This window comes from Hymenobacter sp. HDW8, from assembly GCF_011305775.1.
In the GTDB taxonomy this organism is placed as follows: domain Bacteria; phylum Bacteroidota; class Bacteroidia; order Cytophagales; family Hymenobacteraceae; genus Hymenobacter; species Hymenobacter radiodurans.
Genome location: NZ_CP049907.1, coordinates 3259036 through 3284166 on the forward strand (window position 1 = coordinate 3259036; position 25131 = coordinate 3284166).

Annotated in this window: 28 protein-coding genes; 11 read left to right on the forward strand and 17 right to left on the reverse strand. The window is 51.1% G+C overall.

What is annotated here, in order from left to right; translation table 11 throughout:
• Positions 1-40 precede the first annotated feature (40 nt).
• Together G7064_RS13860 and G7064_RS13865 are read left to right on the forward strand one after the other, a co-directional pair.
• Positions 41-667 carry an OmpH family outer membrane protein gene (locus G7064_RS13860; protein WP_240935500.1) on the forward strand — a complete coding sequence of 209 codons (627 nt, stop codon included), beginning with the start codon at positions 41-43 and terminating at the stop codon, positions 665-667.
• A gap of 92 nt (positions 668-759) precedes the next feature.
• The gene (locus G7064_RS13865; RefSeq protein ID WP_166074049.1) at positions 760-1821 is read left to right on the forward strand and encodes an RluA family pseudouridine synthase; all 1062 of its coding nucleotides are present in this window, start codon (positions 760-762) and stop codon (positions 1819-1821) included.
• 87 nt (positions 1822-1908) lie between these two features.
• Here G7064_RS13865 and G7064_RS13870 read toward each other — a convergent pair whose 3' ends face one another.
• From G7064_RS13870 to mazG, 11 genes are all read right to left on the reverse strand, one after another.
• Positions 1909-3507: a tetratricopeptide repeat protein gene (locus G7064_RS13870; protein WP_166074050.1), complete on the reverse strand. Its 1599-nt coding sequence runs from the start codon at positions 3505-3507 to the stop codon at positions 1909-1911.
• Between the two features lie 45 nt (positions 3508-3552).
• Entirely contained in the window at positions 3553-4512 is a 960-nt protein-coding gene (locus G7064_RS13875) for a PstS family phosphate ABC transporter substrate-binding protein (RefSeq protein ID WP_166074051.1), read from the reverse strand.
• Positions 4493-4750, reverse strand: coding sequence for a hypothetical protein (locus G7064_RS13880; RefSeq protein WP_133274218.1), 258 nt, complete (start codon positions 4748-4750; stop codon positions 4493-4495). Before G7064_RS13880 ends, G7064_RS13875 begins: the two co-directional genes overlap by 20 nt.
• A 198-nt stretch (positions 4751-4948) precedes the next feature.
• A complete protein-coding gene (locus tag G7064_RS13885; protein WP_166074052.1) occupies positions 4949-5449 on the reverse strand; it encodes an energy transducer TonB in 501 nt (166 codons plus the stop codon).
• A gap of 26 nt (positions 5450-5475) precedes the next feature.
• The gene (locus G7064_RS13890; protein WP_166074054.1) at positions 5476-5781 is read right to left on the reverse strand and encodes a hypothetical protein; all 306 of its coding nucleotides are present in this window, start codon (positions 5779-5781) and stop codon (positions 5476-5478) included.
• A gap of 214 nt (positions 5782-5995) precedes the next feature.
• Positions 5996-6823 carry an energy transducer TonB gene (locus G7064_RS13895; protein WP_240731510.1) on the reverse strand — a complete coding sequence of 276 codons (828 nt, stop codon included), beginning with the start codon at positions 6821-6823 and terminating at the stop codon, positions 5996-5998.
• The gene (locus G7064_RS13900) at positions 6820-7344 is read right to left on the reverse strand and encodes an ExbD/TolR family protein (protein ID WP_166074055.1); all 525 of its coding nucleotides are present in this window, start codon (positions 7342-7344) and stop codon (positions 6820-6822) included. Before G7064_RS13900 ends, G7064_RS13895 begins: the two co-directional genes overlap by 4 nt.
• A gap of 14 nt (positions 7345-7358) precedes the next feature.
• Positions 7359-7829: a biopolymer transporter ExbD gene (locus tag G7064_RS13905; RefSeq protein ID WP_240935501.1), complete on the reverse strand. Its 471-nt coding sequence runs from the start codon at positions 7827-7829 to the stop codon at positions 7359-7361.
• Complete coding sequence (locus G7064_RS22445) at positions 7742-7987, reverse strand: ExbD/TolR family protein (RefSeq protein WP_317172769.1); 246 nt, start codon at positions 7985-7987, stop codon at positions 7742-7744. Before G7064_RS22445 ends, G7064_RS13905 begins: the two co-directional genes overlap by 88 nt.
• A gap of 65 nt (positions 7988-8052) precedes the next feature.
• The gene (locus G7064_RS13910; protein WP_240731509.1) at positions 8053-8928 is read right to left on the reverse strand and encodes a MotA/TolQ/ExbB proton channel family protein; all 876 of its coding nucleotides are present in this window, start codon (positions 8926-8928) and stop codon (positions 8053-8055) included.
• Positions 8929-9204: 276 nt separating this feature from the next.
• The gene (mazG, locus tag G7064_RS13915; protein WP_166075141.1) at positions 9205-10044 is read right to left on the reverse strand and encodes a nucleoside triphosphate pyrophosphohydrolase; all 840 of its coding nucleotides are present in this window, start codon (positions 10042-10044) and stop codon (positions 9205-9207) included.
• Positions 10045-10218: 174 nt separating this feature from the next.
• Here mazG and glmM point away from each other — a divergent pair, with 174 nt between their 5' ends.
• The 4 genes from glmM (at position 10219) to G7064_RS13935 (ending at position 14338) form a co-directional block, all read left to right on the forward strand.
• Positions 10219-11613 (forward strand): phosphoglucosamine mutase, encoded by a 1395-nt coding sequence (glmM, locus tag G7064_RS13920; RefSeq protein WP_166074056.1) that lies wholly within the window; start codon positions 10219-10221, stop codon positions 11611-11613.
• Positions 11614-11708: 95 nt separating this feature from the next.
• Positions 11709-12860 carry a cysteine desulfurase family protein gene (locus G7064_RS13925; RefSeq protein WP_166074057.1) on the forward strand — a complete coding sequence of 384 codons (1152 nt, stop codon included), beginning with the start codon at positions 11709-11711 and terminating at the stop codon, positions 12858-12860.
• A gap of 215 nt (positions 12861-13075) precedes the next feature.
• Positions 13076-13735: a hypothetical protein gene (locus G7064_RS13930; RefSeq protein WP_166074058.1), complete on the forward strand. Its 660-nt coding sequence runs from the start codon at positions 13076-13078 to the stop codon at positions 13733-13735.
• 72 nt (positions 13736-13807) lie between these two features.
• On the forward strand, positions 13808-14338 hold the full coding sequence (locus G7064_RS13935; protein WP_166074059.1) for a PRC-barrel domain-containing protein: 531 nt from the start codon (positions 13808-13810) through the stop codon (positions 14336-14338).
• Between the two features lie 38 nt (positions 14339-14376).
• Here the strand turns inward: G7064_RS13935 and G7064_RS13940 are convergent, their stop codons facing one another.
• Positions 14377-15180, reverse strand: coding sequence for a sulfite exporter TauE/SafE family protein (locus G7064_RS13940; protein WP_166074060.1), 804 nt, complete (start codon positions 15178-15180; stop codon positions 14377-14379).
• A 119-nt stretch (positions 15181-15299) separates the two neighbouring features.
• The gene (gene hemH / locus G7064_RS13945) at positions 15300-16340 is read right to left on the reverse strand and encodes a ferrochelatase (protein WP_133274209.1); all 1041 of its coding nucleotides are present in this window, start codon (positions 16338-16340) and stop codon (positions 15300-15302) included.
• A gap of 193 nt (positions 16341-16533) precedes the next feature.
• Between hemH and era the strand changes: the two genes are divergently transcribed.
• The 3 genes from era (at position 16534) to G7064_RS13960 (ending at position 19414) form a co-directional block, all read left to right on the forward strand.
• Positions 16534-17427: a GTPase Era gene (gene era, locus G7064_RS13950; protein WP_166074061.1), complete on the forward strand. Its 894-nt coding sequence runs from the start codon at positions 16534-16536 to the stop codon at positions 17425-17427.
• A gap of 118 nt (positions 17428-17545) precedes the next feature.
• Entirely contained in the window at positions 17546-18868 is a 1323-nt protein-coding gene (gene der, locus G7064_RS13955) for a ribosome biogenesis GTPase Der (protein WP_166074062.1), read from the forward strand.
• Between the two features lie 297 nt (positions 18869-19165).
• On the forward strand, positions 19166-19414 hold the full coding sequence (locus G7064_RS13960) for a YtxH domain-containing protein (RefSeq protein WP_133274206.1): 249 nt from the start codon (positions 19166-19168) through the stop codon (positions 19412-19414).
• Positions 19415-19486: 72 nt separating this feature from the next.
• Here the strand turns inward: G7064_RS13960 and G7064_RS13965 are convergent, their stop codons facing one another.
• The 4 genes from G7064_RS13965 to G7064_RS13980 all read right to left on the reverse strand — a co-directional run bounded on the left by G7064_RS13965 (position 19487) and on the right by G7064_RS13980 (position 22540).
• Positions 19487-20053 (reverse strand): hypothetical protein, encoded by a 567-nt coding sequence (locus G7064_RS13965; protein ID WP_133274205.1) that lies wholly within the window; start codon positions 20051-20053, stop codon positions 19487-19489.
• 105 nt (positions 20054-20158) lie between these two features.
• Positions 20159-20965 carry an N-acetylmuramic acid 6-phosphate etherase gene (gene murQ / locus G7064_RS13970; protein WP_133274204.1) on the reverse strand — a complete coding sequence of 269 codons (807 nt, stop codon included), beginning with the start codon at positions 20963-20965 and terminating at the stop codon, positions 20159-20161.
• 42 nt (positions 20966-21007) lie between these two features.
• Complete coding sequence (locus tag G7064_RS13975; protein ID WP_166074063.1) at positions 21008-21337, reverse strand: cytochrome b5 domain-containing protein; 330 nt, start codon at positions 21335-21337, stop codon at positions 21008-21010.
• Positions 21338-21391: 54 nt separating this feature from the next.
• Positions 21392-22540, reverse strand: a complete 1149-nt coding sequence (locus tag G7064_RS13980) for a formimidoylglutamase (protein ID WP_166074064.1) — start codon at positions 22538-22540, stop codon at positions 21392-21394.
• Between the two features lie 156 nt (positions 22541-22696).
• On the opposite strand from G7064_RS13980, the gene G7064_RS13985 reads away from it, so the two are divergent.
• Positions 22697-24472, forward strand: coding sequence for an AMP-dependent synthetase/ligase (locus tag G7064_RS13985; protein WP_166074065.1), 1776 nt, complete (start codon positions 22697-22699; stop codon positions 24470-24472).
• 151 nt (positions 24473-24623) lie between these two features.
• Positions 24624-25103 (forward strand): MarR family winged helix-turn-helix transcriptional regulator, encoded by a 480-nt coding sequence (locus tag G7064_RS13990; protein ID WP_133274200.1) that lies wholly within the window; start codon positions 24624-24626, stop codon positions 25101-25103.
• Positions 25104-25131: the final 28 nt, after the last annotated feature.

The window sequence follows — 25131 nt, forward strand, 5'->3', positions numbered from 1 at the left end:
TTTGACTTTCTAACTTGCAACTTCCCTTTTAATGACCACCATGAACAAAATCCGCTTTGCTTTGGCCGCGGCCGCCCTTACTTTCACAACCGCTACGACTACCCTAGCCCAGGCTCCGCTAAAGATCGGATACACTAGCGTGGACTATGTGCTCAGCCAGATGCCTGAAAGCAAGCAGATCGAGTCAGATCTGAAAGCATATAGCTCGCAGTTGGAGGCTCAGTTGAAGAGCAAAATTGCCGATTACCAGACAAAGGCTGAAGCTTATCAGAAGACTGCTAACACTATGACGGAAGTGGTGCGCGCTGATAAGGAGAAAGAATTGACGGGCCTGCAGGGCTCTATTCAGGAGTTTCAGCGCAGCGCCGACAACTCACTCCAGCAGAAGCAGCAAACACTGCTGAAGCCAGCTTTGGATAAGTTGCAAAAGACAATTGATGCTGTAGCCACTGAAAACGGCTATACCTATGTATTGAACTCGGATGGTGCTAGCCCAGTGCTATTGCACGGCCCTAAAGAAGGCGATATCTCCGACATGATCCTCAAGAAAATGGGTGTAACACCTGGTGCCAATCAAGCTGCGGCTGCTGCACCGGCTAAGACTACACCAGCCGCACCGGCTGCTACGCCAGCAGCAAACACTGCTAAGAAGGGCAAAAAGAAGTAATCTTTCTTTATCCTATTGCCTTAGAAAGCCGGGACTTAATGTTCCGGCTTTCTTGTTTTGAGACCTGATTAACAAAAGCGTACCAGCTACTTATGCTTACTGAAAATTTGCCCCCCGATGATCTGGCTGACGAAGAAATGGGCGAGGGCGGCGACGAACTCTATGAGCACCACCGTATTCAGGTAGATCGGGGGCAGGAGATGCTGCGCTTAGACAAGTTTCTGCTGAATCGACTTTCGCACACCTCGCGCACCAAGATTCAGAATGCTATTCTGGCTGAGGCAGTGCAGGTGAACGAAAAAGTGGTTAAGGCCAGCTACCGGATTAAGCCGTATGACATTATCACCATCACGCTGCCGGAGCCGCCCCGGGAGTTTAAGGTGGTACCTGAACCGATGGAGCTGGATATTCCCTACGAGGATTCGGCCTTGTTACTTGTAAACAAGCCCGCCGGATTGGTTGTGCATCCGGCTTTCGGAAACTGGCAGGGCACGTTGGTCAACGGATTGGCCCACCATCTGCAGAATCTTCCTACGGGCCGCAACGGCGAAATACGTCCTGGACTAGTACATCGCATTGATAAGGATACATCAGGCCTGCTGGTAATAGGCAAATCGGAGTGGGCTATGACACACCTCTCGCAGCAGTTCTTCCATCATACTATCGAGCGCACGTACCTGGCACTGGTTTGGGGGATTCCGAAGGAGATGGAAGGCACTATAAGAGGCCATGTAGGCCGTAGCGCGAAAGATCGTAAGGTACAAGCCGTATTTCCTGATGGTGAGCAGGGAAAGCACGCTGTTACGCATTACAAAGTGCTCAAAACATTCCGGCATGTAGCGCTACTGCAATGCAACCTCGAAACCGGACGTACGCATCAGATCCGGGTGCACATGAAGCATATTGGCCACCCACTGTTCTCCGACGCCACCTATGGGGGCGACAAAATCCTGTATGGACAGCGTACGGGCTCCTACAAGGCTTTTGTTGAGAAAGCTTTTGCTATAATGCCTCGCCAAGCATTGCACGCCAAATCCTTAGGCTTCGAGCATCCTGATACGGGTCAGCAATTACACTTCGAGTCGGAGTTGCCAGCCGATTTTGCTACCGTGCTAGAGAAGTGGGAGAAGTTTGCCGCCGATGCTAATGAGTAGGCCTAATTAGGCTGCATTACTTCAATGATCCATAAAAAAGCCCCCCAGCATATGCTGGGGGGGCTTTTTTATGGATCATTGAAGTAATTACTTCTTACGCTTCGTAATCTCAGTGATAGCGGTGCTAGCCTGCGTATCATTTGGGTCCAAAGCTATTACTTCCTTCCAATAAGGCAGTGAAGTGGCCTTCTCGCCTTTTTGATAGTAGTAGTAGCCAAGATACTTGTTAGCCTCAACCAAACCTTCCTTGTATTTAGTAGGGTCGTTTGCTTTGGCTACCTCAATGAACTTCTCATAATGAGGCTTAGCAGTACCTTGCTTGGAATCTGGATCCAGACCAAAGTTAGCACGAGCACGCATCAAATATACTGGCACGTAGGTAGGACGAGCTGTTGCTACCGCACCATAGAGTTTGTCAGCTTCAGCAAACTGCTTGTTTTGCTCATAAGCACGGGCCAGATAGATCTGGTCAGCTAGTTCAGGCTTATCGCCCTGAGCGGCAATTTTAGCTTGGTACGTGGCAATAGCCTTCGCATAGTCTTTCTTAGCAAGGTAAGCCTGAGCCAAGTCGTTTTGCAGATCACCAGCTTTATCTGGATTAGCCTGAATAGCCTTCTCGATGATAGCAACGCCTTCATCCGTACGACCAGCACCCATCAGCATTTTGCCATAATAGACATTATCCTCGGGGATAATCTTGTTGGCGGGGGCCATCTTCATGTACTTCTCCATCGCTGGCAATGCTAGGTCGTTCTGCTTGTTCTCATAGAGAGAGTAAGCCAGCAAACGGTTCATTGTCAGGTTATTCGGGTCTATCTTCAATACGTTTTGTATTTCAGTCAGGGCCTCTGGATATTTACCAGTTAGGTAGAGGAAAGAAGCGTACTTAGCATTCGTGCTAGGCGTCTTCTCCGCTATCGACATATATTTTTGAAAGGTAGACAGCGCTAAGTCGTACTGCTTGGCGAAGTAGTACATCTCAGCCAGATCGCGATAAGCAGGGGCGAAGTTCGCGTCGAGGCTAATAGCCTTCTCAAAAGAAGTACGAGCCTCGTTGAAGTTACGCGAACGCACATACAACTGACCTTTACGGTAGTTAGCCATCACCGAGTTTGGATCTACGATCAACGCGCGATCGTAGCTACCCATTGACTCGCCGCCACCATTCTCAGACTTCTGGTAAATGTCGCCGCGAGCAATCATTAGCCCCAAATCGTCCTTGCCTTTGTTCGCCGTTTGTGCAGCGTTTACATAGGCTATAGCCTTAGCCGTGTCTTTAACATCAGACTCAGCGTAAGCTTGTGCAATCAGCTTTAGCGTGTTGAATGCCTCCTTCTTCTTGGTGGCTTTTACCGCTTTGTCAAACTGGTTTGCCGCCTCTGCCTCATTCCCTTTCGCCAGCGCAGCACGACCAGCGGCTACCAACGACATAGGAGAATCGGCATTTGGAGTGATTTTGCTGAAGTAGAAAGCAGCTGAATCAGGCATTTCCCGCATTTGGTACAGGCGACCCAACTCGTACATCGCCTCAGGCGACTGACCTTGACGGAGCAGAGCACCACGGGCTTCATTGTAGCGCTCCAGTTCGAGTGACTTTTGTGCGGTCTGCGCACTCTGAGCGAAAGCGGCAGAGCCGGAAACCGACAAGGCAACGAGGAACGAAAGCTTCCAGGGCTTGAAGTTCATGAGCAAAAGGGTTAGTGAAGAAGAGTGAGTGAAAGAGTTTAAAGTTTACTTAGTTGAAGTGGTCACGATGCGTGTTTGGCCGGTGGCCGGCATCAGTCCCGACTTCAGAATAATCAACTGGCCTTTGGTGCCAGCCACAAACGAAGCAAATCCACTGCCGAGGCCCGTCCGGGCCTCACGGTTGATAACATACAGTTCGCGGCGCAAAGGATACGTCTTGAGGGCCAAATAAGCCTGATAGGGCTGCACGTAATCGTCAGGTGTTTTTGGGTTGTCGAGGGCACTTATGCCCACTACCCGCACCTTGCGCAGAAAGCTCTGCACAGACGAGTCGTCACGGTCACTTATCCAGTTGGCTCCCACCACGCCGATTGCGTCGGGATGCGTAGCAACGTAATCAAGCAGTTCAGGGTTCGATTTTGCCGCGAACACGCGCTTTGTTAAAGGCGTTCCCTGGGTTACTGAATCCTGTACATAACGGGTGGTGCTGGAGCGGTTAGCATCAAACACGACGTTAATGTCGCCTAGCCCTTTCTTGCCGCTTACCTGCGTCCACTTCGCCGTCTGACCAGTAAAAATAGCTCGCAGTTGAGCCAGCGTGAGCAGCGAGTCAGGATTGCTCGGGTGCACGATAATCGCCAAGCCATCCGTAGCAATCTTGGTTATGCGCGGCGTGATCGTCTGCTTTTTGAAATTGGCTCTTTCGGCTTCAGTCAATTGCCGCGACACAATTACAGCACGGACCTTATCCGTCATCAAGTCCTGCATAACGGCCTCTTCAGGCTTATAAGCTGCCGTAACAGTAGCTGATTGGTAAAGCTTCTGAAAAGTATCGACCTGTGACCGCACGATGGGCTCAAACGTTTCATCCACACTGATGTTGAGACGACCACTAGTTGGCGTGTCTCTGTCAGCAGGATTTCCTTGATTGCAACCTGTACTGAGTAAGCCGGAGAGCAGAAGCAAAGCGCCGGCTGCTCGCCAGTTAGCGTGCAGAAGTGTCATTGGATTTCTTGAAATGTTGCTGATAGGTGCGGACAAATCTAATAATTCCGTAGAGGACAAAAATGCCCCCCAGCGTGCGTTGTACGGCCGGCGACAACGAAAAAGCCTCAGGCGAGGCAAACCAAAGGAAAATGCCCAAGCTAATATAAGCTAAGGCCATGAACAGCGAAAAGTAGCGCATTACATTGTGAGCGCCGCGCTTCCCCAAGCGTTCATCCGTTGTTTGGCGATTCAACATAGGCGTGATCTAACGGGAAAAGTATGCAGTTAGTGCCTTAACGTATAAATGTAGGTAGATTGTTCGCTGCCCAGCCCAAAATATATATCATATAGCATATTTTAAGGCTAAGCGGACACAAAAAATCCAGGGCACATGGTTTTGCGCCCTGGATATTCTATTCAGTAAGAAGCTGCAATCCTTACTGGCAAAGTTAGTTTACTGATACTGGAAGGTTATAGGCATTGTGTAACGCACTGGAACGGCGTGGTTGTTTTGGCGACCAGGCGACCAGGGGGGCATTTTACTTATTACCCGTACTGCTTCTTCATCTGTCCCGTAGCCCAGTCCCTTAATCACCGATACATCGGATATGTTGCCATCAGGGTTCACCGTAAAGGAAACGTACACCCGTCCCGATATGGCAGCGCTCGCCGCTTGACTTGGAAAGCGCAAGTTGCGTTGCATATAGCGCCGTAACGCTTCCGGACCGCCCGCAAACTCAGGCATCACTTCGGCAGTTAGGAAGGGCTTCGTTATGGCGCCTGCTGCCGTCTTGCCTGAGTCAGCACCTATACTTGGCAGATCGGTAATCACGCCAGTATCATTGCCCGGAATAGCTACAGGGCCGACAACAGCGTCGGCGGGCGTAATATCGCTAGTTGTATTTTGTGTTGACGGTGGCTCCGTGACCGCATTGTCTGCCACTACTTGCGGCATCGCTTTAGGCAGATTAATCCTTGTTACTACTGCCCGCGTTGCCGGCGGAGTAATTGGCTGAGGTTTGACAAGATCAGTGGGGGCAAAATGATAGGCTCAAGCTTGATAATTCCAGGATCGGCTGGCAATGCCACGTCTGCAATTGCTGGAGAGAGGCGCTGCACCAGTATAGGGATGCTTAGTAGCACTAGGCAGAGTGCTAACGTAGCAGCCAGCGCCGTAGCTAGGTGCCGATTGTACAGCCGACGCAGTAGATAGGCGCCATACGCTTGGTTGCGGCCATCGAAGACGATATCGTCGAGGGTGGCGGTGAGCAGATTGAGGGTTTTCATGGGTTGTATAGGCTTAAAGGTGAAAGGAGGCCGCAACACGCTATTACCCAAGCCTTGTACTATCTACTTCTCATCTGCTTCCGCTTCGGCTTTCAAACTCTCAACGCTCTATATATTTCAACTAGTATGCATGCCGACAAAAATATTTATGCAAATAAAAACCCCAAGCAACACAGCGGTTGCTTGAGGTTTTGAGCTTCGAAAAGCAAGAGACTTACTTGATAGCGAAGGTTACTGGAACAGTAAATGATACGCTTACTGCACGGCCATTCTGCTTACCAGGAGCGAACCTAGGCAGAGTCTTCACAGCGCGAACAGTTTCTTCGTCGCAGCCGGCCCCAATGCCTTTGGTAATTTTCACATCCGTTACCTCACCTTGTGGGTTTACGGTAAAGTTTACGAAAACCTTGCCCTCTACTTGGTTGCGTAGTGCCAATGCTGGGTATTTGATGGCCTTTTGAATGGCACCAACAATAGCATCATTACCACCAGGAAATTGCGGCATTTGCTCTACGTAGGTATACACTTTCGTGTCTACTACTTCAGCTACTGCTGCGTCGCCTTCACCTTCCAAACCACTTAGGTCCACCTCATCGGTGTTACCTTTCACGGTTTCGGTAGCAACCACCTTATCCTTCAACTCATCCTGATCCGGAATTTCTTCCTCCTTTACTACTTCCTCGTCTTTCTTGATGACAGGAGGAGTAAACTTAATCGTGGAGAGCTTGGGCGGTGGCGGTGGTGGCGCCTCTGGTGGTGGCGGCGGTGGCGGTGGCGGCACTGCTTTATCCAGTGGTGGCGCTTCCATCAACTCGTTCACCTTTAAGTTCTTAGCATCTTCCTCTGCTTTACTGCCCTCAAACATGCGAGCAATAATGGGGAAGCTTACGAGAACTGCGAAGATGGCGATACCAATAAGAAGAGCGCGGGTTAAGTGCTTGCTATACAAGCGGCGGAGCACAAACGCTCCGTAGGCCTTGTTGCGACCTTCAAAGACGATATCGTCGAAGGAAGCACGGGCCAATTGCGCATTATCCATCATAGCCCTGACTTGGTTATAAGTACAGTATCAGCTGGTGAAATATCCACCAGTGCGTATTTCTTCTGGTTTGTGATGTTCATCTCGTCCAGAATGTCAACCATGTTCTTGTAAACCGATTTCCGCGCGGGCTTAATCAGTACTACAGTTTGAGGATTGGCACGCATACGATCGAGCAACACCTTACGAATACCAGTAGCGCCGTAATTGGTGACCTTCAACTCAGGCTTTACATCGTCGGCCAATAGACCTTCGTAGTAATACACTTTGTTGGTTTCCCCCAAGATTACCGTCATCGCATTCGATGATTTGATCTCGGATGGTGGATCTCCATCCTTAGGCTTTACCGGCATCGTCACCTGCATTACGTTCGGCTTATTGAACGTAGTCGTGAGCATGAAGAAGGTAAGAAGAAGAAAGGCCAAGTCAACCATGGGTGTCATGTCGATTTTGGTCGACATTTTCTTGGCCCGCTTCTTCCCGCCTTTCCCTCCGGAGTCGGCTTGTTGTTGTATTTCTGACATTTCGCTACGGAAGGTTAGTTTCCGACTAATGCCTTGGGCTTCATCTCCAAGTCAGTAATCAGGTTGAAGCGATTGATATCCTTATCCTGCATGTACTTGATAAGTTTGCGAACCGTCGGTACATCCGCGTTATTATCGCCTTTGATGGCGATGTAAACCGGCTTTTTGAAGAGTTGTTGGTTAGCAGCTCTTCCCTGTATCACCCAATCAATGATTTGATTGTTCGTAGAGTCAGTTGGAATCCCCGGCTGCTTAACGGCCTTAATCTCTTCCTTGCTACGGTCGAGGAGGGAGCCAAGCTGCTGAATAGGTACACCAAAACTGGTCATTTGGCCAAAGCGCTTCTTTTGCTGGGGTGTAAAGGAGATACCATATTTGGCACCCACTTTTTCCAGCATCAAGATTTTTGCAGGCTCACTGTCCAGTGCAAAATAGGTTTTGCCGTCTTTATCAACCGAAAGCGTGATAAGGTTGGTATCGGGCAACTTAAGGTCTGAGGTAGAAGATGGTGTGTCCACCATAACCACTTCCTCGGGGCAAACTTGGTGGTGAGCATAAAGAATGTCACCAGCAGGAATGCCAAGTCCACCATCGGGGTCATATCCAACGAGGGGGACGTTCTATGGGGCTTTACTTTAGGCATTTCTGGCTTTGTTAGTTTGAATTCAGAAACGTAGGAACCCTAGGCTTTAGTGCGTTAACCGCAACTTATGCCGTGTAAGTTTCCTTTTCGCCGTGCTGAGCGGCAAACGTCTGAATAATGCTGAAGCCAGCTTCGTCGATGCTGTACGTCAGCTCGTCAATTTTGCTTGTAAAGTAGTTGTAGGCAATGATAGCCAGCGCCGAGCCAAGGATACCCAGAGCCGTGTTGATCAGTGCTTCCGAAATACCGTTTGCAAGTGCTGTAGCATCGGGGTTACCAGCTTGTGCCAGAGCCGAGAAGGCCTTGATCATACCAGCAACCGTACCCAACAGACCTACCAGTGTAGCGATAGAAGCGATGGTTGAGATAATAACCAGGTTCTTTTCCAGCATAGGCAATTCCAAAGCAGTAGATTCTTCGATCTCTTTCTGGATTGACAGGATCTTCTGGTCTTTGTCCATGCCACGCTCACGCGACATCTCCTGGTACTTCAGCAAACCAGCTTTAACAACGTTGGCTACCGAGCCCTTTTGCTGGTCGCAAACAGCTAGTGCACCGGTGATGTCGTTTACATTCAATTTCTGACGAATTGAACGAACGAAGCTCTCGATGCTCTTGGTACCCTTAGCCTTACTTATAGTCAGGTAACGCTCAATCGAGAAGGTGATAACGAGCAAGAACAAGGTGAGCAGGATAGGCACGATAAAGCCTCCTTTATACACGATGCCGAGGTAGTTACCTTCGATTGGGTTGTTCTCATTATTACCGCCCTGGAAGTTGGCACCATTGCCAAAAACGAACATGTAGATAATAATCGAGACTATAAGTGCCAACGGAATTACGATGGCGGCGAACGCTGATCCGCCTTTCGCGTCGTCCTTAGGAGCAGCGGTAGCGGCGGCAGGCCGCACGTTTTTGTTCATGGCATTCTTCTGTTCCATTGTGCCGGAGGATTAGGGGGTTGGTAGTGAAAGGTTGAAGAGGTAAGGAGAAAATGAATGGGGTATTTGGTGAAAAAAGAATAGCCTAAAGACAGCAGCGGCTCCGCTCACCCTCATATTTGCCCCCCAATAATGGGAATAAAATATGGGTCTGCTCGTGTGCGGAGCCTAGTTTCTCAGAAGGTCTATGCATGGCAAACCTAAATAAAAACCAGCGTGCCGCCAAATGAAATATGGGTTTAAACGGTTTAAAACGGTGTGCGACTTAAAAAAAAGCTATTTTTCACCCTGTTCAGACGTAGCTGAAGCAGGCAGTTTTTTGGCCCTTTCCCAGTACGTATCCATCTCTGCCAGGGTTAAATCGGTGAGCTGATGCCCGTCGCGGGCGGCTTCTGTTTCAAGGTATTGAAAGCGCTGAATAAACTTACGGTTAGTACGTTCTAGTGCTTCTTCAGGGTTAATTCCGGCAAAGCGAGCAAAATTTACCAGCGAAAATAATAAGTCGCCAAACTCGCTTGCCGCCCGCTCCGAATCAATAGATTCAGCGTTCTGGGGGGCAAATTCAGCTCCGAACTCACCTAATTCTTCTTGTACTTTCTCCCAGACTTGTGCTGGCTCTTCCCAATCAAAACCTGCCCCGCGGGCTTTTTCTTGGATGCGCATAGCCTTCACCAGCGCGGGCAGTGATACGGGTACTCCGCCCAGCACGGAGGTGTTTCCTTTTTCTTTCAGCTTTAGTTGCTCCCAGTTGCGCTTCACCTCCTCCTCATCCGCCACTTGCGTATCGCCATAAATATGCGGATGACGAAAAATTAGTTTATCGCATTGGGCGTTAAGGACGTCAGCAATATCAAAACGGCCACTTTCGGACGCTATTTTTGAATAAAAGGCCAAATGCAGAAATACATCTCCGAGTTCCTTTTGCACATCTGCTAAGTCATCGCGCAGAATAGCATCAGAAAGCTCATAGGTTTCTTCAATAGTGAGGTGTCGTAAGCTTTGCATAGTCTGCTTACGGTCCCAGGGGCACTCAGCGCGTAGCCGATCAAGCACATCCAGTAGACGGCTAAAAGCAGCTATTTGCTCGGAACGACGAGAAGGGGAAGAATTTTCCATTAAATCAAATATACGCTCACTTTCAGCATACAGTAATATTTCTGCAGGCAAAAGCACTCGATTATCAACGATAGGAAATGATTTAAGGACTAAAAATTGTCATGACCCTAAAACTACTTTCATAGAGAAAGCAGCGCGTTTGTCTACTTTTGCGTCTTAAAATAACCATTGCTTGTGGCACTAATAAAATCAATTTCGGGTATTCGGGGCACCATTGGGGGCGCAGCGGGAGAGGGCCTTACGCCCATCGACGTAGTAAAATATGCTGCCGCTTTCGGAACATGGGTACTGAATACCACGCAGAACAACACCATCATTATTGGCCGTGATGCCCGCATTTCGGGCGAAATGGTGAGCAAACTAGTCGCCGCGACCTTGCAGGGATTAGGCGTCCATGTAATAGATTTGGGCCTGAGCACTACGCCTACTGTAGAGCTGGCCGTACCCGCCAAGAAAGCCGGTGGCGGTATCATTCTGACTGCTTCCCATAACCCTAAGCAGTGGAATGCGCTGAAGCTGCTCAATAATAAAGGTGAGTTTATTTCTGACCAAGATGGTCAGCAAGTATTAGCCTTGGCCGATGCCGAGCAATTTAATTTTGCGCCGGTAAACAAGCTGGGCCAATACAGCACGGATTCAAGCTTCCTTAAAAAGCACGTGAAGGCCGTACTGGCTTTGCCTTTGGTAGATGTAGAGGCCATCCGGGCGAAAAAATTCCGGGTGGTAATTGATTGCGTAAACTCCAGTGGCGGACTAGCCGTGCCACTCTTGTTGGAAGCTCTGGGCGTCTCAACAATCGAGAAGCTGCACTGCGAGCCTACTGGCGACTTTGCCCACAATCCAGAGCCCTTGCCCGAAAACTTGCGGGATATTGCGCGAGTGCTCGAGAAAGGTAGCTACGACCTCGGTATCGTAGTAGACCCTGATGTAGACCGCTTGGCGCTGGTAAGCGAAAACGGCGAAATGTTCGGCGAAGAGTACACCTTAGTGGCCGTAGCTGATTATGTGCTCAAGCAGAACGGTGGCGGCAATACCGTTAGCAATCTGAGCAGCACCCGTGCCCTGCGCGACGTGACGGAACGACTGGGGGGCAATTATGCCGCTGCTGCCGTTGGCGAGGTGAACGTGGTAAATATGATGAAGCAAACCAACGCTATTATTGGTGGCGAGGGTAACGGGGGAATCATTTTCCCCGAGCTGCACTACGGCCGCGACGCGCTAGTGGGAATTGCTTTATTTCTGACTCACTTGGCAAAATCTGGGTTGACGATGACGCGCTTACGGGCGTCCTATCCGAATTATCACATCTCGAAAAATAAAATCGAGCTAACGCCCGACATCAACACCGACAAGATTTTGGAGCAGGTGCAGCAGCGCTACTCGAAGCAGCCCATCAATACCATCGACGGCGTTAAAATAGAGTTTGATAAAGAGTGGGTGCATCTGCGCAAGTCCAATACGGAGCCCATTATCCGCATTTACGCCGAGTCGGAGTCGAATGCTACCGCCGATCATCTGGCTAACAAGATCATCGGAGACATCAAAGAGATTCTCTCCACTAAAGCATAGATTTGATAAGATAGCTGGATACGGAATGGTGTTTCTGTGCTGGCTGTCTAGCTCAACTCCATGTACTCATTTCCCTGTGCTATTTATCGGTGCCTATGACTCAGCAAGCCGTTTATTTCGATAATGCCGCTACCACCTCCCTCGACCCTGAGGTGCTGGAGGCTATGATGCCCTTTCTGCAAAACCACTTCGGCAACCCAAGCAGCATTCATGGGCATGGGCGACAGGTAAGGGCTGCTATCGAGAATGCGCGCAAGACCATCGCGCATCTGATAAATGCGGCGCCCGCGGAGATTTCCTTTACGTCGGGTGGTACTGAGGCTGATAATTATGCTGCTTTCGGAAGTGTTCGTACACTGGGGCTGCGCCATGCTATTACTTCGCCCCTAGAGCACCATGCCGTGCTGCATACATTGCAGGCGCTGGAAAAAGGCGGTGATATAGAGTTGAGTTACGTACGGCACGATGAGCGTGGCCGCCTAGACTTGGCGCATTTAGCTGAGCTATTGGCGGCACATCCGCGCTCTTTCGTTAGTCTGATGCATGCCAATAACGAGATCGGTAATCTCAACGACGTAGAATCTATTGCCGAGCTATGTCTGCAGCATAACGCTATTTTTCATACGGATACGGTGCAGACCATGGGTCATTATCGCCACGATGTGCAGCAACTCAAAACGCACTTTCTGGTCGGTTCGGCGCATAAATTTCACGGCCCAAAAGGAGTAGGATTTCTGTATACCCGCTCCGGTACGCAGGTTACTCCCTTGATCCACGGCGGCTCCCAAGAGCGCAACGTGCGAGCTGGCACTGAGAATGTGTACGGCATTGTAGGACTAGCCAAGGCACTGGAAATTGCCTATCGGGATATGGCGGACCATCAGCGCCATATTCAAAGCTTGAAAGACTTATTTATAACGTCTTTGCGGGCAGAAATCGAGGATGTGCAGTTTAATGGTACTTCCGCCGAAGCTGATCAGAGCTTGTACACGGTACTAAACGTTAGCCTGCCCCCCTCAGATATAAACGAGATGCTGCTCTTTAATCTCGACATTAATCGGGTGTCGGTATCCGGAGGGTCAGCGTGTACGAGCGGCGCCAATGCGGGTTCACACGTGCTGAGCGCCCTAAACTGCGACCCCAAGCGGGGCGCCATCCGTTTCTCGATGAGTAAGTACAATACGGCGGAAGAAGTCAAATTTGCCGTTGAGCAGTTGGCTAAGATGTATCGGAAAGTGCCTGCTTAAACTTGTCGCTTACCACGGAAGTAAAAAAGCCCCCCAGACTAGTCTGGGGGGCTTTTTTACTTCCGTGGTAATATTAAATGAGGTGCGTTAGAGTTATGTATTCCAAGGTGTTAATATATACTGGTAGCTTGAATGCTCATAGCTGTCAGCCGCATTCAGTACCTATTTTGGCTGCCGTCCGTACTGCATTCCACATACTTGCTTTAACCTGACTTATGGCAGAAATAAATATCCAACGCAAAAAAAACTCGTTCAGTCCGTGGCTACTGATTTTGCTAGTGCTGGCAGCGTTGGCAGTAGGAGCCTACTTTTTACTTCGCGCTGATTCGGAGCCCGCCGCTACTGCGCCGCCCGCAACAGGCGCCATTGCCCCAGCCGATACCAATGCGGAGGCACAAGCACGCGCTACGCCCCCGCCCGCCGATGGCGGCACGCAAGCCGTTACGGACATGGCTGCCGAAGAAACGCCGGCTTCGGCTGAGGAATTGGCCCGATTTGCGGCCGATGAAGATGATACTCCCGATTATGGACGGCGTGGGCTCCAACTGCTCACGGCTACGCTCGTCGATCTAGCTGACCGCAACGACTTGCGCGATAATAACATAACCGAAAAACGCAACGACCTTACCAGTGCCACTAGTCGCTTGAGCGAGAACCCCCAAGCTAGCATACGACCGGGGTTGGTGGCGGCAGCCGCTTTAATGCAGGCAATGCAGCAAAAAGCTTATCCTGCTTTAGCTCGCCCTGTGGCTGAGCTGGTACAACGAGCTGACGAGTTGCCCAATCAGATTACAGAGGCGGAAGTGCCCGCGGTACGGGAGTTTCTGGTGCGGGCCGCCGATGTAGTTAGCACATTAAGCAAGCCTGCCGTCTGATTTCATCCATGAAATAATACCGGCTTTTCTCGGAAATAGCTGCTCACCTATCTGCCTTTTATTGCTTTACTCATGGAACCAACTTCTGGCCCTATTCCACCTGCCGAGGGTATGCACCTACGCCGTCTGCGCGACCTGACCGATTTTGAAGTAGCAGATAGTAGCCCCGATGTACGCGGCTGGAGCGTGCGCGGCGCCGACGGACAGAAATTTGGCGAAGTAGCAGAGCTGATAGTGGAAGAAGACGCGCTGAAAGTGCGCTACCTCGACATTGAGCTAAGTAGCAACTTGCGCATCAACAAGAACGAGCGTCATATTCTGCTGCCCATTGGCGTAGCTGCCTTAGACGAAGAGGGGGATAACGTGTTTGTCCCGGCCCTGACGATGGAATCGGTATTGGAATATCCGCCTTATTCCGAGATTCAAATCAGCCGCGACTACGAAGAGGCGATGTTGCGGGCCCTGAAGCTGCCGTTACCCGAAACTGGTTCTGAGACTTTCTATAATCAACCTTCCTACGATGAGCAGCGCTTCTATCAGAATCGTCGGCCTGCCGAGTTAAACGCTTTTCGCCGTCGTGACCAGAACGGAAATATTATCTAGTTGATCATGGGGGGCTTTTTTTATGGAATAAGCACTGATTAACTCAAGGCTCTATAGATAGTCCAAAGGCTCCAGACAATAACCATCAGGCCCACGCCCGCAAACATCCAACGAACGGGTAGATTTCCGGCCAGGCGCGCCGCCAAAGGAGCCGCTGCTAGGCCTCCCACGATTAGGCCCAACACTACCTGCCAGTGCGAAAAGCCTATGGTGGCAAAAAAGGTGAGCGCGCTGGAGAAGGTGACAAAAAACTCGGTGAGGCTGACAGAACCGATAACATATTGGGGGGCGCGGCCTCGCATAAGCAACGTGCTGGTAACCAACGGTCCCCAGCCGCCGCCACCGAACGAGTCTAAAAAGCCCCCCGCACCGGCCAGCCAACCAATATGCTTTACGGGGCGAGAAGGCCCCGGCTGCTGAAAAGCCTGTCGCAGAATGCGCAATCCTAGCAGTAACAGATATACTGCTAGGGTAGGCTTTACCCAGGCGGAGAAATGCTCACCAAAATAAGAAAGCAGAAAGGCCCCGCTTACAGCCCCCAGCACACCCGGCACCAGCAACGCCCTAAATAGGCGCCGATTGACGTTGCCAAGTCGGTAATGACTGTAGCCGGAAGCGCCACTGGCAAACATCTCCGCCGTATGAATGCTCGCGCTCACCGTTGCCGGCGACATATTCAACGACATCAGGCTAATAGCCGTGACCACGCCGTAGCCCATGCCTAGCAACCCGTCGATGAGCTGGGCGGCAAACCCAATAGCCACGAAAAGATAGAATGTCTGGGCACTGCTGATCACTTCCCATATCTGCTCCCAGGAAATAGCCAGTGTCAACACATTCATACCTAATAGTACACTAAACGCCACGTTGCAGGTTATTGAGAGGCGCTAAAAAACCTCTATGCCCGAACAGTGACTGGCTAGTCAGGCATAGAGGTTATTTGTTTCTGTAAGACAGCTAACTAATTCTGACGAATCATCTCCGTCACGGCATTTACCCAAAGCGGATGCGTATTCAGAGACGGTACTAACTGCCAATGCTCGCCGCCGGCTTCTTCAAATAGCTCCTTAAATTCTTCCCCAACTTCGATGGTCGTTTCGAGGCAGTCAGCAACGAAAGCGGGACTGAAAGCCAGTACGTTCTTGAAGCCTTTTGCGGGCAGCGGCTTCAGAATCTCATCCGTGTACGGCTGCAGCCACGGGTCACGGAGGCGGCTCTGCAAGCGGCTTTGGAAGGCCACCGTATATTGATCTGGACTTAATCCCAAGCCTTTTGCCACCAAGCGCGACGTGGCAAAACACTGGGCGCGGTAGCAGTAGCGGTTGTTCTTGTTGTACGTATTGCAGCATTTGCCTAGCTGGCAATACCCGTTGAAGCTGCCTTTGAGCACGTGCCGCTCCGGAATGCCGTGGTAGCTGAACACTACGTGGTCGTAGTCGCGCTTCTCCATCTCGGCTTTTCCTAAAGCCACAATGGTGTCGATAAAACCTTGGTCATCAGCAAAGGAGCTGATGAAGCTGATGCTGGGCACTATCCACCACTTGCGCACGATGTCCATCACCTTCTGCTGCACGGAGCCCGTACTGGCCGAAGCGTACTGCGGAAACAGCGGCAGCACAATAATGCGGTCGACGGCGGCCTCCCGCAATTCTTCCAGCGCTTTTTCGATGCTCGGGTTCTGATAGCGCATCCCGAAGGCTACCACATATTGGGAGCCTAACTGCTCTTGCACCAGTTTCTGCAAATCGAGCCCGTGGAAGAGGAGGGGAGAGCCCCGATCGGTCCAGAGCTGCTGGTATATTTTGGCCGATTTGGGGGCTCGCAGCGGCACTACCAATCCCTGAAACAAGGGGTAGCGCACAGCGGCCGGCATATCTACTACGCGGCCATCGGTAAGAAATTCGTTGAGGTAGCGGCGCACGTCGCTGGTTTGGGGCGAGTCGGGCGTACCAAGATTGACGAGTAGAACGCCGATACGGCGCTGGGGGGCATTTTCAGGCATAAACAGTACAGAACGTCGGACGCAATACAAAGGTAGAGCACCAATGGTTTGCGCTAACTAGGAATGCGTAAAGTAGGAACAGATAGGCGAACTAAAAGTCTTGCATGCTGCTTCAGATACCTAACTTATTGGGCACCACGGTTCACTCGTCTGAAAGCCGTACCTTTGCAGCCTCATTTTCAGCAGCATCCTCGTGAATCCCGAACCCAAACCGCACCGCGCCGGCTTTGTAAGTATTATTGGCAAGCCCAACGTGGGCAAGTCTACGCTTATGAACGTGCTCGTTGGCGAGCGGCTCAGCATTATTACCAGCAAAGCCCAGACTACGCGCCATCGTATCATGGGCATTCTGAACGGCGACGACTTTCAGCTCGTCTATTCGGATACGCCCGGCATTATTCAGCCCAAATATGAGCTGCACAATGCCATGATGAGCTTCGTGTATTCTTCTTTGGAAGATGCCGACGTGATTCTGTTTGTGACCGATATCTACGAAAAGCACGACGAAGAGCCGGTAGTAGAGCGCCTGCGCCGGGCCGAAACGCCAGTTATCGTTTTGGTTAATAAGATTGACCAAGCCGAGCAGGCGGAGGTAGAAGCCAAACTGGCCTACTGGCGCGAGCAACTCCCCAATGCCGCCGAAGTGCTAGCTATATCGGCATTGAATGCTTTGGGCACCGAGCGTGTTCTGGAACTGGTCTTGGAGCGCTTACCTGAGCATCCGCCATATTATCCCAAAGATGAACTAACGGATAAGCCGGAGCGGTTTTTTGCCGCCGAAATGATTCGGGAAAAGATCTTTAAGCTCTACAAAAAAGAAGTCCCTTACAGCTGCGAAGTTGGCGTGGAGGAGTTCAAGGAAGATGAGAAAATCATTCGCATCCGAGCCACTATATACGTGGAGCGGGCTAGTCAGAAAGGCATTATCATCGGCCACAAAGGCGAGGCGCTGAAAAAAGTAGGCACTTGGGCGCGGGAAGAAATGGAGAAGTTCTTCGGCAAACAGGTATTCTTAGAAACGCACGTAAAAGTCAACGAGAACTGGCGCACCGACCCGAAAGCGTTGAGCCGGTTTGGCTATCAATAACTAAATAAAGAGGGCAGGCTTCACATTCCCTGCCTCTACCTCAAGTCCGACCATCTTTCACTTAATATCCCCGGGCACTGCCAGACGTAGGTCGGACTGGCGGCTGGGGCATCGTATCATGAAGAATACCATCGCTATTGTGGGGCGGCCCAACGTGGGCAAATCCACGCTTTTTAACCGCTTAGTTGGCCAGCGTAAGGCCATCATGGACAACGAAAGCGGCGTAACCCGCGACCGGCACTACGGCTACGGCGACTGGACCGGTAAGTACTACACCGTTATCGACACGGGCGGTTACGTGCACGGCTCCGACGACGTATTCGAAGAAGAAATCCGCAAGCAGGTAAAGCTCGCCATTGATGAGGCCGATGTGGTCCTGTTTATGGTCGACGTTGATGCTGGCTTGCACGGCTTAGACGAAGAGTTTGCCAACGTTTTGCGTCGTTATCAGGGCAAAAAGCCGATCTATCTGGTTGCTAATAAGGCGGATACAAACGCGCGGGCACACGCGGCCGGTGAGTTTTATGCCTTAGGCGTAGGCGACGGTGATATCTTCACCATTTCCAGCCAAAACGGCTCCGGCACCGGTGATTTGCTAGATGCTGTGGTTAGTCATTTCGATGACCCATGGGAAGAAGAGCCTGATTCCGGTTTGCCGAAAATTGCAGTTCTGGGACGCCCTAACGTGGGCAAATCCAGCTTGTTCAACCTGCTGCTCGGTGAAGAGCGCACTATCGTAACGGATATTGCCGGCACCACCCGCGACGCTATCCAGACGCGTTACAACGCCTTCGGCAATGACTTTATCTTGGTAGATACGGCCGGTTTGCGCCGTAAAAATAAGGTGCACGAAGACATTGAGTTCTACTCCGTGTTGCGCTCTATTCGGGCCATGGAAGAATCGGACGTGTGCATCGTGATGCTCGATGCCACTCGTGGTATTGAGGCGCAGGATGTAAACATCATCGGCTTGGCTGACCGCAACCGTAAGGGTATTGTGATTGTGGTCAACAAGTGGGACTTGATTGAGGATAAGCAGACGAATACAGTAAAAGAGTTTGAGGATCAAATTCGGGAGAAAATTGCTCCTATCAGCTATCCGCCAATCATTTTTACGTCGGTGCTGACCAAGCAGCGCGTGCACAAAGCCATTGAAACGGCCGTGCAGGTGTATAACAACAAGACCAAGAAGGTGCCTACTTCCCAGCTGAACGAGGTTATGCTGCGGGAGATTGAAGCGCATCAGCCGCCGTCGGTGAAGGGTAAGATGGTGCGCATCAAATATGTAACCCAATTACCCACGCACAACCCGGTTTTTGCTTTTTTCTGCAACCTGCCGCAGTATGTAAAGGACAGCTACAGCCGTTACCTCGAAAATCGTCTGCGCGAGCATTTCGACTTTACAGGTGTACCAATCGGTATTATTTTCCGCAAGAAGTAAGTACTTATTCAACCGAATAGAGATATTCTGACAAATAAGAGATAAGCAATTAGTACTTTTATTTGGTTGACTTATCTCAGTAAAAAGCCCCCAGAGTAGATCTGGGGGCTTTTTACTGAGATACATGGATGGAAAACACGGTTATCTGTGAATAATTAATAAAATTCTTGGTCCTGTCGGGTTACCTATTGCTGATTGGGGTATAAAGCTTCGAATCTCCTGTTAATTCGCTCGCGGCATGACGTGAGATTCACCCTAAAACTGATTTTTCAACCCCCTCTCAAATTTACCCTGATCATGAAAAAAGTATTGTTCCTCGCCCTCGCTGCTGCTTCGTTCACTTTCGCTTCTTGCGACACGAAGACTGAAAACGCTCAAGAGAATGCTGCTGAGAATGTAGAAGAGGCTGGCGAAGTAAAGGCTGACGCTATGGAAGAGGCTGCTGACTCGACCCGCGACGCTGCTGAGAACACGTCTGATGCTATGGAAGATGCTGCTGACGCAACTCCTTCTACTACTACTCCTGCTGCTACCACCACCAACTAATTCAGGTGGTGCGAAAGCACAAAAAGCCCCCCGGACTTGCTCCGGGGGGCTTTTTTATTGATTATACTTTTCTCAATTGAGTCGGCGTTGCAACATGCTGTCCACCACTTCAAACAGACGACGCGGCTCGTAGGTGCGCCAAGGCAGCTCATCGAGCTGACCCCCGAAGTTTACGTAATTATCGATGTTATATTGGCGCATTTCGCGCAGTACGTGCTCCTGAAAATTGACGCCGGCAATCCAGCCATCTTCCACGTCTTCAAACCATTCCTCGTAATAGGAGTCATCGGAGCCATGGAAATTGAACACGTTTTCACCAATCAGAATGAATTTGCGAATGCCCTCATGCACCATCAAGTCGATAATGTTGCGCTTGAGCTGCATCACGTCGTTCTCAATGGCATCATTCCACTCACCTATAAACTCGATTACACCAATACCTTGCTCATAATCAACGAAGAGGATTTTGAGAAATAAGGTATCCGATTCTAAGCTATCCCACTGAGGGTGAATATAGTAGCCGTAGATCGTGTTCGTGAAGGAATCAAGGCTGTTTTCGGCCTCGAAGAGGGGCGAGCGGGGGTCTTCGGAGGCCGAGTACTGCTCAATCCAATTATAATGCGGCTCAATGGTATGCACGGGAAGACGGATGTTTTTTGGTAGAAACGTGCCACAGAACGTTCTGTTCCATGCATCGCCAAAAATATCCGTCGGCTATAAGTTAGTGCCCGGCACTTCTAGTTTTTACTGACTGGCATGAGCTGCCATAGCTGCGCGCACCGAGCCATGCTGTTTGAGTAGCGTCGCAGCCTCAGCCTGTTCAATGCCGAGCTCATCCATCAGCATCCGTTCACCGCGGTCTACCAGTTTGTAGTTGCTGAGCTGCATATCCACCATTTTGTTGCCTTTCACCCGGCCCAGCCGAATCATGGTAGCCGTAGTGAGCATGTTGAGGACCAGCTTCTGCGCCGTACCAGCTTTAAGGCGCGTGCTGCCGGTTACGAACTCCGGCCCCGTCACGACTTCTACCGGAAATTCAGCGGCGGCGGCTACCAAGGAGCCCGCATTGCAAACAATACATCCCGTGGCAATACCCTGACGCCGCGCCTGCTCCAAGCCTCCGATAACATACGGTGTGCGGCCCGAAGCAGCAATGCCCACCAGCATATCGTTCTGGTTGATGCTATGCTGCTGCAAATCTTTCCAGGCTTGCTCAGCGTCGTCTTCCGCATTCTCTACTGCCTGGCGAATAGCTGTATCGCCGCCGGCAATGATGCCGATAACCATCCCCTGCGGCACACCAAACGTAGGCGGACACTCCGAAGCATCCAGAATGCCCAGTCGCCCGCTTGTACCTGCACCTATGTAAAATAAACGCCCCCCACGCTGCATGCAGGCCACTGTAGCCTCTACTAAGGCCTCAATCTGGGGCAACGACTTGGCAACGGTCAGCGGCACCGTTTGATCGACGCTGTTCATGCCTGCCAGCAAATCGTGCGTGGATAAAGTTTCGAGGTCGTTAAAAAGGGAGGAGCTTTCGGTGGAGTTCATAGCAAAGGTCGGAATAGGTGGGTGGGATGACGGCGCTTACGGTTACCGGCCGGTCTGGTTGGCAGAGGCGGGGCTGGGGGGCAATTTTAGCCGGCCAATCACCTGAAATTTATCGAAAACATGAGCTGTGTGAGGTGCGTCGCGGTGCAGCTCAGCAGTAAGGTCTTGGCCGGCCCAGTGCCCATAATGGTTGCCACGCGTCCAGAGCCGCGACCGGCCGACATCATAAATCAGCCCTTGGTAGCTAACCCAAATTTCATCCCGGTCCTGCCCATTGCGCAAAGCCAACTGCGACACCGTGTATTCAGGTAAAGTGTCGAGTTTTAATGATTGATCCTCGTTTTTTGGTGCCGACGATAAAGGGTTATCCATTTAAAAATGAAGAAGCTTCTAAAAAATTCGGCCTCAATCAGCCACCAAAGCAGGTTAGCCTAACAGAGCCTGAGTTAGAATCCAGCGGTTGGGCAAGTCGCCCTGCGCGGCATAGACGTAGTCTTCGTAGCTACAGGGAACAACCCGCTTAATAGCGCTATCTGCCAGGCTTTCCACCTCCAGCCACCATTTTTCGGTGCGCTTAGCTTTGTAAAAAACCAGCTTGGCTGGCGTACCGGGAAGCCCTACTGCGTAACGCTTAAAGCGGGTACTTTGGAAATCAGTCTCGCCGCGCCGATGATAAAAGCCTTCCACGAAGTACCACAGCATAGTGGCCAAGGTAGCCGCGCCTAACCCGTGCTGGTCGTAGTCGGGGCGGTAGCCATAGAGACCAAAGCTGCTGAGCTGGTCGTTGTGGCCAGCGTACCAAGCTAACTGGGCCGCTTCCTCACTAGTTAGGCCGAAGGGGTTGGCTGGCGAATAAGCCGGCGCATCTTGCCAGCGTAGCGCCGCCACGTCAAAGCTTACAAAGTCGGCCTGCCGCAATAGCGGCTCGGCTTGGCGTACATCAGTCCGCACGGCCCCTAGGCGCAATGTTTCGAAGTGTAGTTTTTCCAAGGCTGCCAATACTTCCGGCGTAGCCAAATACTGTTGGTGTGCCAGTTGGGCGAAGTTGAACAAAAAGCTGGGCTCGTGCATCAACATGCGCCGCAAGTGTGAATCTTCGGCGGCAGCCGAATCGTGCTCTGCCATATCCACGCGGGCATCTACGGTAGCAAAGCTGACGGCCCGATCAAGGGTTTCATAGGCCAGAAATTGCCCATAGTCCAGATCGTGGCTGCCCCCGAGCAGAATGGGCACTGTCTTTTGTTCCAAGAGCATCGAGACTATCTCGCAGAGGCGCCGATAGGTGTCTTCCAGAGTTAAGCCGGGCCGAAGATTGCCCAAGTCTACGAGCCGGAGTGGCGCAGTACCTTTTTGCAATTGGTAAAAGCGGTGGCGCACAATGTTGGCCCCGTGTAAGTCAGGCGAGCCGGCGGCACTACCACGCCACTCGTTCAGGCCAATGATGGCCATATCAGCATCCCGCCAATCCGGAAATGTATCCAGAAAGCAGGTGAGGTGCGCCCCAAGTGTGGTAGGGGCAATAAATGGAGGTACAAGCTCCTCAGGGAGCGGATCAAAGAAGATAGCCAGATTCATCGGGCAAAAAGCAAGGCAGGCCGGCGAAATTACGCAAATCGAGTCAGCCATCCACCACATTTGCCCCCCAGCAGCGCAATCGTACGGAGGTAGTTGGCTTTCCGCGAAAAAATCCATTTATTTAACCAGTATTTCCCACCCTTTTGCTCTTAATAAATGGAAGTTCGGCGCGCGTTTGATGTTCTGCCTAACCAGCTTGCAAAGTATCCGAAGTCGGATTGTCTGACCGCCAAAGTCAATGGCGAATGGCAAAAGATGAGCACTCAGCAGGTAAGTGAGGCTGCCAATCAGGTAAGCTTAGGGTTGCGGCAGTTGGGAATTGGAAAGGACGATAAGGTGGCCATCATCTCCATGAATCGTCCGGAGTGGATGTTGGCCGACTTTGGTATTTCCCAACTTGGTGCCGTAAGCGTGCCTATGTACCCCAGCATTACGGTTGAAGACTATAAATACATCTTCACCGATGCCGGTGTAAAGGCCGTGTTTGTGTCAGATAAAAACCTGTACGCCAAGGTAAAAGAGGCTACTGCCGCTTTGCCCGAAGTACAGCACATTTTCACGTTTGATAAAATTGAAGGCGCTCGGAACTTCGACGAATTGCTGGCCATGGGTAAGAAAGGCAACGCCGCCGATTTGGACCCGATAAAAGCTAGCGTGCAGCCCGATGACCTGCTCACCATCATCTACACCTCTGGCACTACCGGTAACCCGAAAGGGGTGATGCTCAGCCACGATAACTTGCTCAGCAACTGTCGCCATTCGCAGCCTTCGGTACCCGTCAATAAAGACGATATAGCCCTTAGCTTCCTGCCGCTCTGCCACATTTTTGAGCGCATGGTGACGTATCTGTACATGATTAATGGCGTGAGCATTTACTACGCCGAGAGCATGGAAGTAATTGCCGACAACCTGCGTGAGGTCAAGCCGCAGATCTTCACCACCGTGCCGCGCCTGCTGGAGAAGGTGTATGATAAGATTGTCGCCAAGGGTCACGATCTGGAAGGTGTGAAGAAAAACCTCTTCTTCTGGGCGCTGGATCTGGGGTTAAAGTTTGATACCCAGAAAAACCAGGGCTTCTTTTACAACACCCAACTAGCACTGGCTAATAAGTTGATCTTCAACAAGTGGCGGGAAGCGTTGGGGGGCAATTTGAAGTGTATTGTGTCAGGTGGCGGCGCGCTACAGCCGCGGCTGGCCCGCGTGTTCTGGGCGGCGGGCATTCCGGTGATGGAAGGCTATGGCCTTACTGAAACTTCCCCTGTTATTGCCGTTAGCGGCTTCGAGCCGGAGAATAACTACATCGGCGCCGTAGGCCCCGTGATTGAAAATACGGAGGTCAAAATCGCCCCGGATGGCGAGATTCTGACCAAATCTGCTTCTGTCATGAAAGGCTACTACAATAAGCCTGAACTAACCAAAGAAGTAATCGACGAAGATGGCTGGTTCCATACCGGTGACATTGGGGAGTTCGTAAATGGCCGTTTCCTCAAAATCACGGATCGTAAAAAGGAGATGTTTAAGACCTCGGGGGGCAAATACATCGCCCCACAGGTTATTGAGAACAAGCTCAAGGAGTCGCCGCTGATTGAGCAGGCGATGGTGGTAGGCGCTGACCAGAAATTTCCGTCGGCGCTGGTGGTACCATCCTTTGATGAGCTCAAGAACTGGTGCAAGCGCCACCAGGTGCCCTTTACCTCCAATGAAGAGATTGTAAAGGATCCCAAGATTGTAGATATGTATGAGGCACTGGTAAAAGACTACAACAAAGGCTTCGCGCAGTGGGAGCAGGTTAAAAAAATCTGCATAATGGATCATCTCTGGACTGTGGAAACTGGCGAGATGACTCCTACGATGAAAGTCAAGCGTAAGGCAATCACCGAAAACAACCGCGACTTAATCGAGAGCTTGTATCACCAAAACGCTCTTCGCTAGCAAAACGGCCCCGCCCCACGGCGGGGCCGTTTTCGTATAATAAGCTGCAGTAAGGAAAAGAGAGTATGGCTAAGGCGCTAAACTTTTTTATAGTAAAGTAGTATGCAAGCCTAACATATTCTTTGTATGTTTACCGGACATGCTTGCCCCCATGAAACCCGAAGAAACCGTCGATTATAACGTAAAAGTCTGCTGGCATGCCATTTCGCGCATGTATAATACGCAGGCTGCCAAGCACGACATCACGACCAGCATCGGTTTCGTGCTCCTGAATATTGATCAGGAAAATGGCACCCCCGCCACCAAAATTGCCCCCCTGCTGGGGTTGGAGACGCGCAGCCTTACGCGCATTCTGCGCAGCATGGAAGAGCGCGGCCTCATCTACAAACAAGCTGACACGCAAGACAAGCGCTCAGTGCGCATCTTTCTGACGGAAGAGGGCTTGCGGGGCAAGGAAATCTCGCGCCAAACGGTGCGACACTTCAATCAGAAAGTGCGAGAGAAAATTCCGCAGGCGCAACTGGATACGCTCTTTAAGGTGATAGGCCAGATCAACGCCATGATTGAGAGCAAATCCCTGTTTGACGACTTCACGCTTAAGCCGCTTCGCCCCGAAACAACCTCCGCCTAGGGGGCTTTTTGGCGCGTTTTGGTTTTCA